The sequence below is a fragment of the Streptomyces sp. NPDC005574 genome (assembly GCF_040605435.1).
Lineage (GTDB): Bacteria > Actinomycetota > Actinomycetes > Streptomycetales > Streptomycetaceae > Streptomyces.
Genome location: NZ_JBEXCW010000132.1, coordinates 1 through 15,992, shown reverse-complemented (window position 1 = coordinate 15,992; position 15,992 = coordinate 1). Strand labels below are relative to the sequence as shown.

12 protein-coding genes are annotated in these 15,992 nt (G+C 73.1%); 5 read left to right on the top strand and 7 right to left on the bottom strand.

The window, feature by feature from the left end:
- Positions 1-154: 154 nt before the first annotated feature.
- The 6 genes from ABZT03_RS39605 to ABZT03_RS39580 all read right to left on the bottom strand — a co-directional run bounded on the left by ABZT03_RS39605 (position 155) and on the right by ABZT03_RS39580 (position 7,750).
- A complete protein-coding gene (locus tag ABZT03_RS39605) occupies positions 155-1,642 on the bottom strand; it encodes an aldehyde dehydrogenase family protein (RefSeq protein ID WP_356048438.1) in 1,488 nt (495 codons plus the stop codon).
- Positions 1,639-3,369: a D-aminoacylase gene (locus ABZT03_RS39600; protein WP_356048436.1), complete on the bottom strand. Its 1,731-nt coding sequence runs from the start codon at positions 3,367-3,369 to the stop codon at positions 1,639-1,641. Before ABZT03_RS39600 ends, ABZT03_RS39605 begins: the two co-directional genes overlap by 4 nt.
- Before the next feature lie 187 nt (positions 3,370-3,556).
- Positions 3,557-4,675: an LLM class flavin-dependent oxidoreductase gene (locus tag ABZT03_RS39595; RefSeq protein ID WP_356048434.1), complete on the bottom strand. Its 1,119-nt coding sequence runs from the start codon at positions 4,673-4,675 to the stop codon at positions 3,557-3,559.
- A gap of 116 nt (positions 4,676-4,791) precedes the next feature.
- Positions 4,792-5,568, bottom strand: a complete 777-nt coding sequence (locus ABZT03_RS39590; RefSeq protein ID WP_356048432.1) for a glucose 1-dehydrogenase — start codon at positions 5,566-5,568, stop codon at positions 4,792-4,794.
- Positions 5,569-5,579: 11 nt separating this feature from the next.
- Positions 5,580-6,482 carry an LLM class F420-dependent oxidoreductase gene (locus tag ABZT03_RS39585; protein WP_356048440.1) on the bottom strand — a complete coding sequence of 301 codons (903 nt, stop codon included), beginning with the start codon at positions 6,480-6,482 and terminating at the stop codon, positions 5,580-5,582.
- Positions 6,483-6,502: 20 nt separating this feature from the next.
- Entirely contained in the window at positions 6,503-7,750 is a 1,248-nt protein-coding gene (locus tag ABZT03_RS39580) for an amidohydrolase family protein (RefSeq protein WP_356048430.1), read from the bottom strand.
- A gap of 209 nt (positions 7,751-7,959) precedes the next feature.
- Between ABZT03_RS39580 and ABZT03_RS39575 the strand changes: the two genes are divergently transcribed.
- On the top strand, positions 7,960-10,947 hold the full coding sequence (locus ABZT03_RS39575) for a BTAD domain-containing putative transcriptional regulator (protein ID WP_356048428.1): 2,988 nt from the start codon (positions 7,960-7,962) through the stop codon (positions 10,945-10,947).
- A gap of 211 nt (positions 10,948-11,158) precedes the next feature.
- Complete coding sequence (locus ABZT03_RS39570; RefSeq protein WP_356048426.1) at positions 11,159-11,365, top strand: hypothetical protein; 207 nt, start codon at positions 11,159-11,161, stop codon at positions 11,363-11,365.
- A gap of 468 nt (positions 11,366-11,833) precedes the next feature.
- Here the strand turns inward: ABZT03_RS39570 and ABZT03_RS39565 are convergent, their stop codons facing one another.
- Positions 11,834-13,474, bottom strand: a complete 1,641-nt coding sequence (locus ABZT03_RS39565; protein ID WP_356048425.1) for a FadD3 family acyl-CoA ligase — start codon at positions 13,472-13,474, stop codon at positions 11,834-11,836.
- Between the two features lie 94 nt (positions 13,475-13,568).
- On the opposite strand from ABZT03_RS39565, the gene ABZT03_RS39560 reads away from it, so the two are divergent.
- The 3 genes from ABZT03_RS39560 to ABZT03_RS39550 are packed head-to-tail and all read left to right on the top strand — an operon-like array spanning position 13,569 to position 15,902.
- Positions 13,569-14,717 (top strand): lipid-transfer protein, encoded by a 1,149-nt coding sequence (locus ABZT03_RS39560; RefSeq protein ID WP_356048423.1) that lies wholly within the window; start codon positions 13,569-13,571, stop codon positions 14,715-14,717.
- 1 nt (position 14,718) lies between these two features.
- A complete protein-coding gene (locus ABZT03_RS39555) occupies positions 14,719-15,135 on the top strand; it encodes an OB-fold domain-containing protein (RefSeq protein WP_356048421.1) in 417 nt (138 codons plus the stop codon).
- Positions 15,132-15,902, top strand: coding sequence for an enoyl-CoA hydratase/isomerase family protein (locus ABZT03_RS39550; protein ID WP_356048419.1), 771 nt, complete (start codon positions 15,132-15,134; stop codon positions 15,900-15,902). The genes ABZT03_RS39555 and ABZT03_RS39550 overlap by 4 nt, the downstream gene beginning before the upstream one ends.
- The last annotated feature ends 90 nt before the right edge of the window (positions 15,903-15,992 follow it).

Here is a 15,992-nt window from a genome sequence, read left to right as displayed (position 1 = left end):
CCACGCGGGCGCCCTGCCGCCGGGCGTGCCGCGAGGGGCCGGCCGTCGCCCGCGCCACCGTCGTGGCTGGTCGCGCAGTTCCCCGCGCCCCTGCAAGGCGCCGCGCCGTCGTGGCTGGTCGCGCAGTTCCCCGCGCCCCTTCGCGGCGCGGGGGTCAGCCCGGCCAGACGATCGACTGGATCTCGCTGTACGCGTGCAGGGCGTAGACGCCTACGTCTCGGCCGACGCCGCTTTTTTTGAAGCCGCCGAACGGGGCCTCCATGTTGCGGGCGACCGTGTTGATGCCGACGCCGCCGGCCCGCAGGCGGCGGGCCACGCGGAAGGCTCGGGACACGTCGCCGGACCAGACGTAGTCGATCAGGCCGTAGTCGCTGTCGTTGGCGAGGGCGATGCCCTCCTCCTCCTCGTCGAAGGGGACCACGACCACCACCGGGCCGAAGATCTCCTCCCGGGTCACCCGCATGTCGTTCGTGCAGTCCGCGAGGACGGTGGGTGAGACGTAGAAACCCCGGTCGAGAGGCGGGCGTTCGCCGCCGTACACCACCGACGCGCCCTCCTTGCGGCCCAGTTCGACGTACGACTCGACGCGGTCCCGGTGCGGGGCCGAGATCACCGGCCCGACGACGGTGTCCCGCTCCCGCGGGTCGCCCACCTTCAAGCGGGCGGCGTATGCCGCGAGTTGGGCGACCAGCTCGTCGTAGACACCCCGCTGCGCCAGTACGCGCGTCGGCGCGGTGCAGATCTGTCCGCTGTAGAAGGAGAACGTCGAGCCGACACCGGCCACCGCCGAGCGAAGGTCCGCGTCGTCGAAGACCACGGCAGCGCCCTTGCCGCCCAGTTCCATCAGCTGCCGCTTCATGCCCCGCCCGCAGACCTCGGCGATGCGCCGGCCGACCGCGGTCGAGCCCGTGAAGCTCACCATGTCCACGTCGTCGCAGTCCACGGCCGCCTCGCCGACCTCCACCGACCGGCCGGAGACGACGTTCACGACACCGGGCGGCGCCCCGGCCGCCTCCAGCGCCTCCGCCATGCGGTAGACGGACAGCGGGTCCTGCGGGGCCGGCTTCACCACGACGGTGTTGCCCATGGCGAGCGCCGGGGCGACCTTGCCGGCCGCGTTCGCCCACGGGTTGTTGTAGGAGGTGATGCAGGTGACGACCCCGACGGGCTGCCGTACCGCCAGCGCGCCGGTCACCCCCGCACGGCCGAGCGGACCGGCCTCGGTGACCTGCGGGGTGATCGCCCACTCGGCGGGCTCCACGCGCGCGTACCGCTCGAAACGGGCGGCCGCCACCCCCACCTGCATCGCCCGGGCCGTCCCGGTCGTCGCTCCGGTCTCCGCCCGGGCCAGTTCGGCGAGGGGCACCAGCCGCTCGCGGATGATGTCCGCCGCCCTGGCGAGGATCGCCGCCCGTTCCCCGGCGGACGTGCGCGACCAGGGGCCGAACGCCTCGCGGGCCGCCGCGCAGGCCGCGTGCACCTGGTCCCGGGATGCCTCCGGCGCCCGGCCGACGGTCTCCTCGGTCGCCGGGTCGACGACCTCGTAGTGACCGCCGTCCGGATCGACCCATGAACCCCCGAGGAACAGTCGCCCGGCGTCGGCCACCCGGTCGCCGTCCGACGGCCGCCGCTCACGGGTCACCTGGTCGCCACCGTCCCCGTGTCCCGGCCCGAGCGCAGGACCCGGCCCGGTACGGCGCCCGTCACGACGTCGTCGCGGATCGCCTCGACGCCGTTGACCCATACGGCCCGTATCCCGATCGCCCTGGAGTCCAGCCGGGGGCTGTCGCCCGGCAGGTCGTGCACCAGGGTGGCCGCGCCCGCGCTGATCCGCTGCGGGTCGAAGAGGACCAGGTCGGCATGGAAGCCCTCCCGCAGCCGGCCGCGTTCGCGCAGGCCGAACAGCTGTGCCGGGTCGTCCGTCAGCATCTTCACGGCCTGCTCCAGGCCGACCAGCCTGCGGCCGCGCAGGCAGTCGCCGAGGAACCGGGTGGTGTACGGGGCGCCGCACATGCGGTCCAGGTGGGCGCCCGCGTCGGAGCCGCCGAGCAGGACGTCCTCGTGGTTCCAGGTCTCGGCGCGCAGCGCCCAGGACGCGGGGTCGTTGTCGGTCGGCATGGGCCACAGGACCGTACGCAGGTCGTCGGCGGCGCAGATCTCGACCAGGCAGTGGAAGGGGTCGAGGCCGCGTTCGGCGGCGATGTCCTTGACCACGCGCCCGGACAGGCCCTCGTTGGCCTCGCTGTAGGTGTCGCCGATGACGTACCGGCCGAAGTTCGCCAGCCGCCGGAAGACGCCCGCCTCCCTGGAGTTGGCGCGCTCCAGCATCCCGGCGCGTACGTCCGCGTCCCGCAGCCGTGCGATCCGCTCCGGGACGGGCAGGCCGAGGATCGGGCCCCAGCCGGGGATCAGGTTCAGGGCGCAGAACGTGCCGAGGGACATGTTCATCGGCGTGAGGATCGGCATGGTGAGCGCCACCACCCGGCCGCCCGCCTTCCGGGCCTGTTCGCTCGCCAGCAGCTGCCGGGGCACGCGTTCGGGGACGGAGGCGTCGATGGTGAGGACGTTCCAGTTCAGGGGGCGTCCGGCGACCGCGCTCATCTCCACGAGCAGGTCGATCTCCGCGTCGCTGAACTGGTCGAGGCAGCCGGCGACGATCGCCTCGATCTGGGTGCCCTCGTGTTCCCCGACGGCCTTGGCCAGGGCGAGCAGTTCCGCCGGCCGGGCGTGCCGGGAGGCGACCGGGCTGCCGTCGCCGTCGGAGTGGGTGGAGGACTGGGTGGTGGACAGGCCCCAGGCGCCGGCGTCCATCGCCTCGTGGAACAGCCGCAGCATGGCCGCCAGTTGGTCCTCGCTCGGCTGGCCGCCGATCGCGTCGGGGCCCATGACGTACCGGCGCAGCGCGCAGTGGCCGACCATGAAGCCCGCGTTGACGGCGATCCGTCCCTCCAGCGCGTCGAGGTACTCGCCGAAGCCGTGCCAGGTCCAGGGCGCGCCCTCCTCCAGGGCGACCAGGGACATGCCCTCCACCCTGGCGAGCATGCGGCGGGTGTAGTCGGCGTCCTCGGGGCGGTCCGGGTGGAGCGGTGCGAGGGTGAAACCGCAGTTGCCGGCGGCGACCGTGGTCACCCCGTGGTTCAGGGACGGGGTGGCGTAGGGGTCCCAGAACAGCTGCGCGTCGTAGTGGGTGTGCGGGTCGACGAAGCCGGGGGCGAGGACGAGCCCGGTGGCGTCCTCGGTCGAGCGGGACTCCTCGGTGACCGTGCCGATCACGGCGATACGGCCGTCCCGGATCCCCACGTCCGCCGGGTACGCGGGGCCGCCGGTCCCGTCGACGACGGTCGCCCCCTTGATGACGTGATCGAGCATGACGCCTGCCTCCTCGGTTCCGGTGCGATCCGCGCCCGAAAGGGGCGCGGGGAACTGCGCGACCGGCCACGGACGGCCCGCACCCCGCGAGGGCGGCCGGACCGGCCGCCCTTCCGCGAGAACGGACACCCGGCCCGCACCCGCCTCCGCGAGGGCGGACACCCGCCCCGCACCCCCGCGACGGCGGTCAGACCGCCTGCCGGAACCGCGTCGTCCGGTGGACGGGATCCGTGTCGATCTTCGGGATGACGTGCTCCCCGATCAGCCGGATGGTCTGCAGCGTCTCCTCCTTGGGCACCCCGACCGGCAGCCCGAAGCTGAGCTGGTCGGCCCCGGCCTGCTCCCACCGCTTGCACTGGGTGAGGACCTCGTCGGGGTCGCCGCAGATCAGCAGTTCCTCCTCGATGAGGAGCTCGACGAACTCGGGGGTGTACTCGGGGAGGGTCTCCGGCCACACCGGGAAGCCCTCGGGGCGCGGGAAGGTGTCGTGGTAGCGGAAGACGAGGGAGGGCAGGTAGTGCAGCCCGCCGCCGACCGCGATCCGGATCGCCTCGTCGTGCGTGGGGGCGCAGATCGCGGTCGTCGTCACCATCACGTTGTCGTTGACGAAGTCCCCGATCGGCTCGGCGTTCACGACCGCCGTCTTGTACTGCTCCAGCACCCACTCCATGTCGGAGACCTTCTGGATGCTGAAGCCGAGGACCCCGAGGCCCTTGCGGGCGGCCATGGCGTACGAGGGCGGCGACCCGGCGGCGTACCACATCGCGGGGTGCGACTTCCCGTACGGCTTGGGCAGGATCTTGCGCGGCGGGAGCTGCCAGTGCTTGCCCTGGAAGCCGGCGTACTCGTCCTGGAGCCACATCTTGGGGAACTCGGCGATGGTCTCCTCCCAGATCTCCTTCGTGAAGTTCATGTCGGTGATGCCGGGGAGGAACCCGAGGATCTCGTGCGAGCCGGCGCCGCGCCCGCTGCCGAACTCGAAGCGGTTCTCGGTGAGATGGTCGAGCATGGCGACCTTCTCGGCGACCTTGACCGGGTGGTTGACCTGGGCGAGCGGGTTGAAGATGCCCGAGCCGAGGTGGATGCGGTCGGTGGCGTGGGCGAGGTAGCCGAGGAAGACGTCGTTGGCGGAGAGGTGCGAGTACTCCTCCAGGAAGTGGTGTTCGGACGCCCAGGCGTACTTGAAGCCGGACCTGTCCGCCTGGATGACGTACTCGGTCTCCTCCATCAGCGCCTTGTGCTCGGCGAGCGGATCGGTCTCGGCCCGCTTGCCCACGTATCCCTGTACAAAGAGCCCGAATTCCAAGGAGGTTCACCGTCCCCAGTCTGTTTCCGGTGTACAGCTGATCTGACGGATCGTCAGATCGGTGTCTGCGCCGACTGTGGCACCGCACCCATGGACCGTCAAGAGCTGACGGGCAGTCAGATGACGCTGACCCCAGCCAGCCAGCCGCCGTCGATCACGAAGGGCTGACCGGTGATGTAGGAGGAGTCCTCGCAGCTGAGGAAGAGCGCGAGCCGGGCCACCTCCTGCGGCCGGCCGATCCGGCCCAGCGGCACCAGCCCGCGGTACAGCTCGTCGAGCGCCCGCGCCGTCTCCCCGGGGTCCGCCGCGGGGTCGAGCCGGGACGGGTTGGACATGGGGGTGTCGATCGCGCCGGGGCACATCGCGTTGACCCGGATGTGCCGTCCGGCCAGCTCCAGGGCGGCGACCCGGGTGAGGCCGAGGATGGCGTGCTTGGTCGCCGCGTAGGCCCCCACCGCCGCCATGCCGGTCACCGCCGTGTAGGAGGCGGTGTTGACGATGGTGCCCCCGCCGGCGGCGGCGATGTGCGGGGCGACGGTCTTGATCCCGAGGAAGCAGCCGACCTGGTTCACCTGCACGACCTGCATGAACTCCTCGACCGGGGTGTCGAGCAGGGCGTTGAACCGCAGGATGCCCGCGTTGTTGACCAGCCCGTCGATCTTCCCGTACGCCTCCTTCGTGGCGGCCACCGCGGCCGTCCAGTCCGCCTCCCGGCTGACGTCGAGATGGACATAGCGTGCGTCCAGTTCCTTGGCCAGCTCCTCTCCCTGGTCGTCGAGCACGTCCGCGACGACGACCCGGGCGCCCTCCTCCCGGAACAGGCGCGCCTCCTGTTCGCCCTGCCCGCGTGCCCCGCCGGTGACGATGACGACCCGTCCGTCCAGCTTGTCCATCCGGTCTCTCCCTACAGGTGTGGAGCCACGTCGGCGCCGAACGACGCCATCTGGTCGAGGAGTTCGCCGCGGCTGCGGCTGCGGAAGCGGACCTGGACCTGGTCCACGCCCATCGCGCGGTAGGCGCGCAGGGACTCGGCGAGTTCCTGGGGGGCGCCGGTGAGGGTGCGGCGGCCGACGTCCCAGCCGGGAGCGCCGACGTACAGGGGTTCGGTGATCGCGCCGACGGTGAACGGCCCCTCGACGCCGGCGTCGGCCCGCAGTCGGGTGAGGGTGGCGATCTGTCCTGGCAGCCGGTCGCGCGGGTCGCCCTGCGGCAGCCAGCCGTCGCCCTTGAGCGCGGCCCGCCGGACCGCCGCGGGTGAGGAGCCGCCGACCCAGAGCGGGACGCGCGGCTGCGCGGGTCTCGGCCGCTGGCCCAGGCCCTCGAAGTCGTGGAACTTGCCGTGGTGTTCGGGGAACTCCTCGGGGCCGAGGGCGGCGCGCAGCGCGTCGACGGTCTCGTCCAGGACGGGTCCGCGGCGCTCGAAGTCCGCGCCGAGCACGTCGAACTCCTCCCGTACGTGTCCGGCTCCGACACCCAGGACGAGCCGGCCGCCGGACAGGTGGTCGAGGGTGGCGTACTGCTTGGCGGTGAGCAGCGGGTGGCGCAGGCCCACGACGGCGACATGGCTGAGCAGCCGGACGCGTTCGGTGACCGCGGCCAGGTGGGCGAGGGTGGCGACGGGGTCGTACCAGACGGTGCTCATCGCGGGCGCCAGCCGCCGCGGTATCGCCACGTGGTCGCAGCTCGCGATGTAGTCGAAGCCGGCCCGGTCGGCGGCGCGGGCGATCTCCACCAGGTCGGCGGGTCCGGCGCCGGCCTCCCAGGGTTCGGCGTACATCGTGCTCTGCGACTGCACGGGCAGCTGCATGCCGTACCGCACAGGGGAGTTCACCGGGTACCGCCCGGCCACAGTCCGTCCGCCGTGAGACCCAGCAGGCCGATCGCGTTGCCCCGGACGATCCGCTCGACGACGCCTGCGTCCAGGTGGCCCATCTGCGCCTCGCCGACCTCGCGGGACTTGGGCCAGGTGGAGTCGGAGTGGGGGTAGTCCGTCTCGTAGAGGACGTTGCCGACACCGATGGCGTCGAGGTTGCGCAGCCCGAAGGCGTCGTCGAAGAAGCAGCCGTAGACGTGCTCGGCGAACAGTTCGGACGGCGGGCGGTGGACCTTGTCGGCGACCCCGCCCCAGCCGCGGTTCTCCTCCCAGACGACGTCGGCGCGTTCCAGGATGTAGGGGATCCAGCCGATCTGCCCCTCGGCGTACATGACCTTCAGGCCGGGGAAGCGCTCGAACTTGCCGCTCATCAGCCAGTCGACCATCGAGAAGCAGCAGTTGGCGAAGGTGATGGTGGAGCCGACGGCGGGCGGGGCGTCGGCGGAGGTGGACGGCATCCGGCTGGAGGAGCCGATGTGCATGGCGACGACCGTGCCGGTCTCGGCGCAGGCGGCGAGGAAGGGGTCCCAGTCGTCGGTGTGCACGGACGGCAGCCCCAGGTGCGGGGGTATCTCCGAGAAGGCGACGGCGCGCACCCCGCGGGCCGCGTTGCGCCTGACCTCCCGGGCGGCGAGTTCGGCGTCCCAGAGGGGGACGAGGGTGAGCGGGACGAGACGGCCCTGTGCGTCCGGGCCGCACCACTCCTCCACCATCCAGTCGTTGTAGGCCCGCACGCACAGGATCGCGAGTTCGCGGTCCTTCGCCTCGGTGAACGTCTGGCCGCAGAAGCGCGGGAAGGTCGGGAAGCACAGGGCGGACTGCACGTGGTTGACGTCCATGTCGGCGAGCCGCTCGGGGACGTCGTGGGAGCCGGGGCGCATCCGCTCGTAGGTGATGATCTCCAGCTTGATCTCGTCCCTGCTGTAGCCGACGGCGGTGTCCAGGCGGGTGAGGGGGCGGTGCAGGTCCTCGTAGACCCACCAGTCGCCCACCGGCCCGTCGTCGCCCGGCCGGCCCATGACGGGCTTGAACCGGCCGCCGAGGAAGGTCATTTCCTTCAGCGGGGCCCGGACGATGCGCGGGCCGGTGTCGAGGTACTTCTTCGGGAGGCGGTCCTGCCACACGTTCGGTGGTTCGACGGTGTGGTCGTCGACCGAGATGATCAGCGGAAAGGCGCCGCCCCGGGTGTCGTGGGTGTCCATGGCACCTCACGGTAGCGCTGATCTGACGACCCGTCAGCTGTGCGGACGGCGCCCGCTCCGGTGCTTCCTGCCCGCAACTGTGCGGAGATCCTGTGTGGGGTCTGTGCACCCCCGTGCGCCTGCCTGTGATCGCCGTCTCCCACGGCTGACGCATCTGCCATGAACAAGGCAAACTGGCCTCGTTGCTCACTGTTTCTAGGGGGACGGCGATGGACGTACCGCAGGCACCCGGGGCGCCGCAGGTGCCCGAGGTACCGCGTGTACCGGAGCAGAGGCGTCCCGACTCCGCCACGGAGTCGGCGGTGCTGCGCTTCGGCGTGCTCGGTCCGGTGCGGGCCTGGCGGGGCGGGGACCAGCTCAACACCGGCTCCCCCCAGCAACGCGCGCTGCTCGCCGCGCTCCTGCTCCGCGAGGGCCGCACCGCGACCGCGGCCGAGCTGATCGACGCCCTGTGGGGCGAGGAGCCCCCGCCGCAGGCACTGGCCGCGCTGCGCACCTACGCCTCCCGGCTGCGCAAGGTCCTCGACCCCGGACTCCTGGTGAGCGAGTCGGGCGGCTACGCGCTGCGGGGCCTGCGCGAGGGCGCGCTGGACCTGGCCGTGGTGCAGGAGCTGGCCGCCGAGGCGGAGAAGTCCCGCGCCGCCGGCGACCTGTGCCAGGCCCGGGACGTCCTCGGCCGGGCCCTCGGGCTGTGGGACGGGGAGGCGCTCGCGGGCGTGCCGGGGCGCTACGCCGAGACGCAGCGGGTCCGGCTGGAGGAGTGGCGGCTGCAACTCCTGGAAACGCGGCTGGACATGGACCTGGAGCAGGGCTGCCACGCGGAGGCGGTGTCCGAGCTGACCGCGCTGACCGCCGCCCACCCGCTGCGGGAGCGCCTGCGTGAGCTGCTGATGCTGGCGCTGTACCGCAGCGGCCGGCAGGCGGAGGCGCTCGCCGTGTACGCGGACACCCGGCGCCTGCTGGCCGACGAGCTGGGCGTGGACCCGCGCCCCGGCCTGCGCGAACTGCAGCAGCGCATCCTGCGGGCCGACCCCGCGCTGGCCGAGCCCCCCTCCGCCCCGCGGCCGGAGCCGGCCGCGGCGCCGGTCCGCCCGGCCCAACTCCCCGCGACCGTACCCGACTTCACGGGGCGGTCCGCGTTCGTCAGCGAACTGGGCGAGGTGCTGGCGTCGGCGGAGGGCCGGGTGATGGCCGTCTCGGCACTGGCGGGCATCGGCGGCGTCGGCAAGACCACCCTCGCCGTGCACGTGGCGCACCAGGCGCGCGGCGCGTTCCCCGACGGCCAGCTGTACGTCGACCTCCAGGGCGCCGGATCGCGCGCCGCGGAACCGGAGACCGTGCTCGGCTCCTTCCTGCGGGCCCTGGGTACACCGGACGCGTCGATCCCGGACTCTCTGGAGGAGCGGGCGGCCCTGTACCGCTCGGTCCTCGACGGCCGCCGCGTCCTGGTCCTGCTGGACAACGCCCGGGACGCGGCGCAGGTACGGCCGCTGCTGCCGGGCACCGAGGGCTGCGCGGCGCTGGTCACGTCCCGGGTGCGGATGGTGGACCTGGCCGGCGCGCACCTGGTCGACCTGGACGTGATGTCGCCCGACGAGGCGCTGTCCCTGTTCACGAAGATCGTGGGCCGCGAGCGGGTCGCCTCGGAGCGCGAGGCGGCCCTGGACGTGGTGGCCGCCTGCGGTTTCCTGCCCCTCGCGATCCGCATCGCGGCCTCCCGCCTCGCGGCCCGCCGCACTTGGACGGTGTCCGTGCTGGCCGCGAAACTGGCGGACGAGCGGCGCCGGCTCGACGAACTCCAGGCCGGCGACCTCGCGGTCAAGGCCACCTTCGAGCTGGGCTACGGCCAGCTGGAGCCCGTCCAGGCGAGGGCGTTCCGGCTGCTGGGGCTCGCCGACGGGCCGGACCTCTCGGTGTCGGCGGCGGCCGCCGTACTGCATCTGCCGGCCGAGGAGACCGAGGACGTCCTGGAGGGCCTGGTCGACACGTCCCTGGTCGAGTCCGCGGCGCCCGGCCGGTACCGGTACCACGATCTCGTACGGCTCTACGCGCGTGCGTGCGCCGAACGCGACGAACCGCCGGGCGAGCGCGAGGGCGCGCTGTCGCGGCTGCTGGACTTCTACCTCGCCACCGCGGCCGGGGTCTACGCGATCGAACGGCCCGGCGACCGGCTGGTGGACCACCTCACCGCCACCGAGCACCCCGGGCTGACGTTCCCCGACCGGCGCGCGGCCCGGGACTGGCTCTACACCGAGGCGAACTGCCTGCTGGCCGTCGCCCGGCAGTCCGCGGCCGGCACCGGCACGCTGCGGCGGGCGGTCGACCTGCTGTGGGCGGCCCTGGACCTCTCGGAGTCCGGCGCCAACCCACGCGAGTACGAGGCCACCGCCAGGGCGCTGCTGGAGGCGGCCCGGCACACCGGCGGGCCGCGCGTCGAGGCGCGGGCCCTGATGACGCTCGCCCACGCGCACGTCGACGGCGGCCGGTTCGACATGGCCGACCAGGAGGCCGAGCAGGTCATCCGCCTCGCGGGGGAGGCCGGCGACCTGCTGCCGGCCGGCTGGGGCCGCAACGCCCGCGGCATCATCGCGCTGTACCAAGGGCGCAACGCCGACGGCGAGGTACACCTCTCCCGGGCCATCGAGCACTTCCGCACGCTGGGCGACCGCCCCGGCGAGGCGAGCGCCCTGTGCAACCTCTCCCGCATCCACCTCGCGACCGGACTGACCGGCAGCGCCGTCGCGCTGGCCCAGCAGGGCATGGAGATCTACGACGCGATGGGCAACTCGATGCGCGGCGCCAACGGGCGCTACGCCCTCGGGATGGCGCTCACCCAGAGCGGCCGGCTCGACACCGCCGCCGACCGGCTCCTGGAGGCGCTGGAGGTGTTCCGCGAGAGCCGGCAGCGCCTGTGGGAGGGCATGACGCTGTTCCGGCTGGCCGAAGTGGACATCGCCGCACGGCGGTTCGCCCAGGCCGCTCCCAACGCCGAGACGGCCCTGACGGTGCTGCGGGGCATCGGGGGCGAGTGGCGGCGCGGCAACGTCCTGACCGTCCTCGGCCACGCCCTGACCGGCATCGGCCAGCGGGACCGGGCCCAGGTCTGCTGGCAGGAGGCCCTGCGCATCTACGAGGAGCTGGGCTCCGCGGAGGCCGCGGCGGTACGCGAACTGGTGGCTCCGGCACGGACGGTGTGAGGCGCCGACCGCGCGTTCATCATTCGTTTATCGCCGGGGGCGATGCTCTGACCAGTCGATCCGTCGCGTCGGGGGGCAGACGGGTCACTGGTGAGGGGCCGCGCATCCGCGCACTAGGGTGAGCGGCTCGGGAGGCCCGTCCGGCCACCCTCGGGGGAGTGGCCGGACGGGCCTCGCGACTACTGACGAACACACCGAGTGGAGCCAGCACATGAGCGACGAGACGGTCATCAAGCCTCAGGACATGCACGCCACGGGGACGGCCGGCAGCACGGCCGCGACCACGGAGACCGTGTCCGCCGACACCACGGTGGCCACCACGGCCGCCGCCACCACCGGCGACATGCACGCCACCGACGAGCCCATCACGACGAAGGACATGCACGCGACGTCGGAGCCCTTCAAGCCGAAGAAGTAACGCCGGCCGGACGGGGGTCCGGGGAAACCGGGAAACGGGGAACGGGTCCGGGGGGACCCGGGACGGCCGGATCGGGGGATCCGGCGACACGGGGGATCGGGGGATCGAGGGGTCCGGGGGAAGCGGGGAGAACCGGATCGGGGGATCCGGGACCACGGGGATCGGGGGATCCCGAGAATCGGGGGATCCCGAGAATCGGGGGATCGGGGGATTCGAGTTCCGGTGGGCCAGGTCCGGGGGGACCGCGTCCGGGAGTCAGGTCCGGGGGGACCTGGTTCAAGGGGCCAGTCCGGGGTCAGGTCCGGGGGGACCTGGCCCCGGGAGCCGGAGAACGGGGGCACGGGGGCACGGGGGATCGTGTGACGGGGGTTCGGCCGCGGTGGCGCGGAGGGGAAGCCACCGCGGCCGAAGCACGTCCGGAGGCTCGCGGGGACGAGGCGCCGAAGCGGGCCCCCCTGCGGACGCGGGTCAGCTGATGACGGCGTCTCCCTGCTCCGTGCTGAACCGCGCCCGCTGTGACCGCAGTTCACCTTTCACCACCTTGCCGCTCGCGTTGCGCGGCAGTTCGGTCACGAACTCGACCGTGCGCGGGACCTTGTAGTTCGCCATCTCCCGGCGGGCCCAGGCGATCAGGTCGTCCGCGGTCAGGACGGCACCCGGCCGGCGCACCACGTACGCTCTGCCCACCTCACCCAGCCGGGCGTCGGGGACGCCGATCACCGCCACGTCGACGACCGCGGGGTGCAGGCCGAGCAGTTGCTCTATCTCCGCCGGGTAGGCGTTGAAGCCGCCGACGATGAACATGTCCTTCACCCGGTCGGTGATGCGCAGGTTGCCCGCCGCGTCCAGGACGCCGACGTCGCCGGTGCGCAGCCAGCCGTCGGGGGACAGCACCTCCCGGGTGGCGGTGTCGTCCTCGTAGTAGCCGCGCATGACGTTGAAGCCGCGGACCAGGATCTCCCCCGGGACGCCCGGCGCCACGGCCGCTCCCCGGGCGTCCACCACCCTGACCTCCGTCCCGGGGATCGCCCGGCCCGAGGTGGCGGCGATGACGGACGGGTCGTCCCCGCGGCGGCACATCGTGACGATGCCGCTGGCCTCCGAGAGGCCGTACGCCGTCAGGACCGTGCCGACGCCGAGTTCCCCCCGCAGGCGTTCCACCAGCCGCAGCGGGACCACAGCGGCGCCGGTGACCACCAGGCGCAGCGCGGACAGGTCGTGGGTGTCGCGGGCCGGGTGGTCCAGGAGCGACTGGTGCAGGGTGGGCGGGCCAGGCAGGACCGACACGCGTTCCGCCGCGATGTTCGCCAGCGCCGTGCCCACGTCGAACACGGGCTGCGGGATCATCGTCGCGCCGCGCATCAGACACGCCACCACGCCCGCCTTGTAGCCGAAGGTGTGGAAGAAGGGGTTGACGATCAGGTAGCGGTCACCGGGGGCCAGCCCGGCCAGGTCGCTCCACACCTCGTAGGCCCGCAGGGTCTGCGCGTGGGTGATCACCGCACCCTTGGGGCGGCCGGTCGTACCGGAGGTGAAGACGATGTCGGAGGGCATGCCGCCGTCGATCGTCGACGCGCGGGCCCCTACCTCCGCCGCCGAGACCGACTCCCCGGCGGCCAGGAAGTCCTTCCAGGTCAGGAAGTCGGCCGGGGCGTCGTCGGCCAGCACCACGACCTGCTCCAGCGCGGGCAGCCCGGGCAGGGGCCCGGCGCCGGCCCCCTCCCCCGCCGCGCGCCGCAGCGACGCCACGTACGACGTGCCGAGGAACGTGCCCGTCACGAACAGCAGCCGTGCCCCGCTCCGGCGCAGCACGTAGGCCGCCTCGGCGCCCTTGAACCGGGTGTTCAGCGGCACCAGCACCGCCCCCGCCGACACCGCGCCCAGCGCGGCGACGATCCAGTCCAGCGAGTTCGGGGCCCAGACGCCCACCCGGTCGCCGGCTCTCACGCCGCCGGCGAGACAGGCGGCCGCCGCGCGCTCCACGCGGGCGCCCAGCTCCGCGTAGGTGATCCGGGTCCGGCCCTCGACGACCGCCTCGACGTCCGCGTGCCGCTCGGCGGCCGACCGCACCAGGCCCGGGATGGTGCCCCACTCCACGTCTCCGCGCACAACCGGCCTCCCGCCCACTAGCTGACTGACCGTCAGATTAGCTGTAACCTGACGGCCTGTCAGCTGCCTGTCGGTGTGCGGAGGGATGCCCAGCATGGCCGGACTCAAGGACGCCACCGCGATCGTCGGCATCGGCCAGACGCCGTTCGCCAAACGGCTCCCCGAGGACGAGAAGACGCTCGCCTGCCGGGCCGTGCTCGCCGCCCTCGACGACGCCGGGATCGCGCCGGGCGAGGTGGACGCCCTCGCCTCCTACACCATGGAGGAGACCGACGAGGTCGAGCTGGCCAAGGCCGTCGGCTTCGGCGACCTCACCTTCTTCAGCAAGACCGGTTACGGCGGGGGCGGTTCCTGCGCCACGGTCGCCCATCTCGCCGCCGCCATCGCGTCGGGGCAGGCGACGGTGGGGGTCGCCTGGCGCTCGCGCAAACGCGGCTCCGGGCCCCGCCCCTGGACCAGCACGGCCGTCCAGCTGCCCACGCCGGGGCAGTGGACACGCCCCTTCGGGCTGCTGCGGCCCGCCGACGAGATAGCCATGCTCGCCCGCCGCTACATGCACGAGTACGGTGCGACCCGCGACCACCTCTTCAACGTCGCTCTCGCCTGCCGCAACCGGGCCAACCAGAACCCGGCCGCGATCATGTACGACCGCCCGCTCACCCGCGAGATGTACATGACCTCCCGGTGGATCAGCGAACCCCTGTGCCTGTTCGACAACTGCCTGGAGACGGACGGGGCGTTGGCCTGCGTGGTGGTCGGCCGGGAGCGCGCCCGCGACTGCCGCCGCAGACCCGTGTACATCCACTCCGCCGCCCAGGGCCTGCCCGCCCAGCACCACGGCATGGTCAACTACTGGAACGACGACCCCCTCACCGGCCCCGCCTGGACGGCCGCCCGGCACCTGTGGAAGCACGCCGACCTCACCCCGCAGGACGTCGACGTCGCCCAGATCTACGACGCCTTCACCGCCCTGATCCCGCTGTCGCTGGAGGGCTACGGCTTCTGCGGCCGGGGCGAGGGCGGCGCGTTCACCGAGGGCGGCGCCCTGGAGACCGGCGGGCGACTGCCGGTCAACACCGGCGGCGGCGGCCTCTCGGAGGCGTACGTGCACGGCTTCAACCTGATCACCGAGGGCGTGAAGCAGCTCCGCGGGACCAGCACCGCGCAGGTCCCGGGCGCCGCCACCTGCCTCGTGACCGCCGGCGAGGGAGTCCCCACCTCCGCCCTGCTGCTGAGGAGTTGAGATGCTCCAGCCGCTCACCGACACCGACGGCGCCCCCTTCTGGCGGTACGCCGCCCAGGGCGAACTGCGCGTCCAGGCCTGCGCCGGCTGCGGGGAGGTCCGCTTCCCGCCCCGGCCCTGCTGCCCGCGCTGCGCGTCCTTCGACGACGTCTGGCGGCGCGTCGACGGGCACGGCCGCATCTGGTCCTACGTCGTCCCGCACCCGCCGCTCCTGCCGGACTACGCGGAGCAGGCTCCGTACAACGTCGTCGTCGTGGAACTCGCCGACGCCCCCCGCGTCCGGCTCGTCGGGAACGTGGTCGCCGAGGCCGGGGCGCGCCTGGACTCCGTGCCGCCCGGACGGCTGCGCATCGGCGCCCGGGTGCACGTCGTCTTCAGCCCGGACGGGCTGCCCCAGTGGGTCCTGGAGCGGCCGTGAGCGTACGGGTCCGCGCCGACAAGGACACCGGGGTCGCCGTCGTCACCCTCGACCGGCCCGAGCGGCTCAACGCCATCGACCTCGGCATGCGCGACGAACTCGTGGACGTGTGGCGCGCGTTGCGGTTCGACGACACGGTGCGGGCGGTGGTCCTGACCGGCGCCGGGGAGCGGGCGTTCTGCACCGGCCTGGACCGGGACGCGGTCGTGCCGCAGCCGGACTCGCCGTACATGGCGGACGATCCGCTGCTGCGGGTCGGCCCGAAGGCCAACGACCTGTGGAAACCGGTCGTCGCCGCCGTGCGCGGGATGGCCTGCGGGGGCGCCTTCTACCTGCTCGGGGAGTCGGAGTTCCTCGTCGCCGACCCGACGGCGTCCTTCTTCGACCCGCACACCACGTACGGGATGGTCAGCGCGTACGAGTCGGTGCTGATGGCGCTGCGCATGCCGCCCGGGGAGGCCGCCCGGACGGCGCTGATGGGGACCGCCGAGCGGATGTCGGCGCGGCGCGCCCACGAGGTCGGGCTGGTGTCCGAACTCACCGAGCCCGGCGGGGCGTTGGGGGCGGCGCTGGCCTGCGCCGAGGTCATCGCCGGCTGTCCGCCGGCGGCCGTGCAGGGCACCGTGCGCGCCCTGTGGGCGGCCAGGGAGAGCGCGCTGGCCCACGCCTTCGCGCAGGCCCCGCACCTGATCGCGCTCGGCAACCTCCCGGGCGAGCGCCAGACCGAACTGTTCCGGCGCCGGGGACGCGAGTTCCGGCTGCGCTAGTGCCGTGACCGGAAGGGTTTGCCGGGAAGCTCGCGGCGTCCGGTGCGGTGCATCGCAAGGCGGAGCATCGCCCGCGTACTGGATGTACTC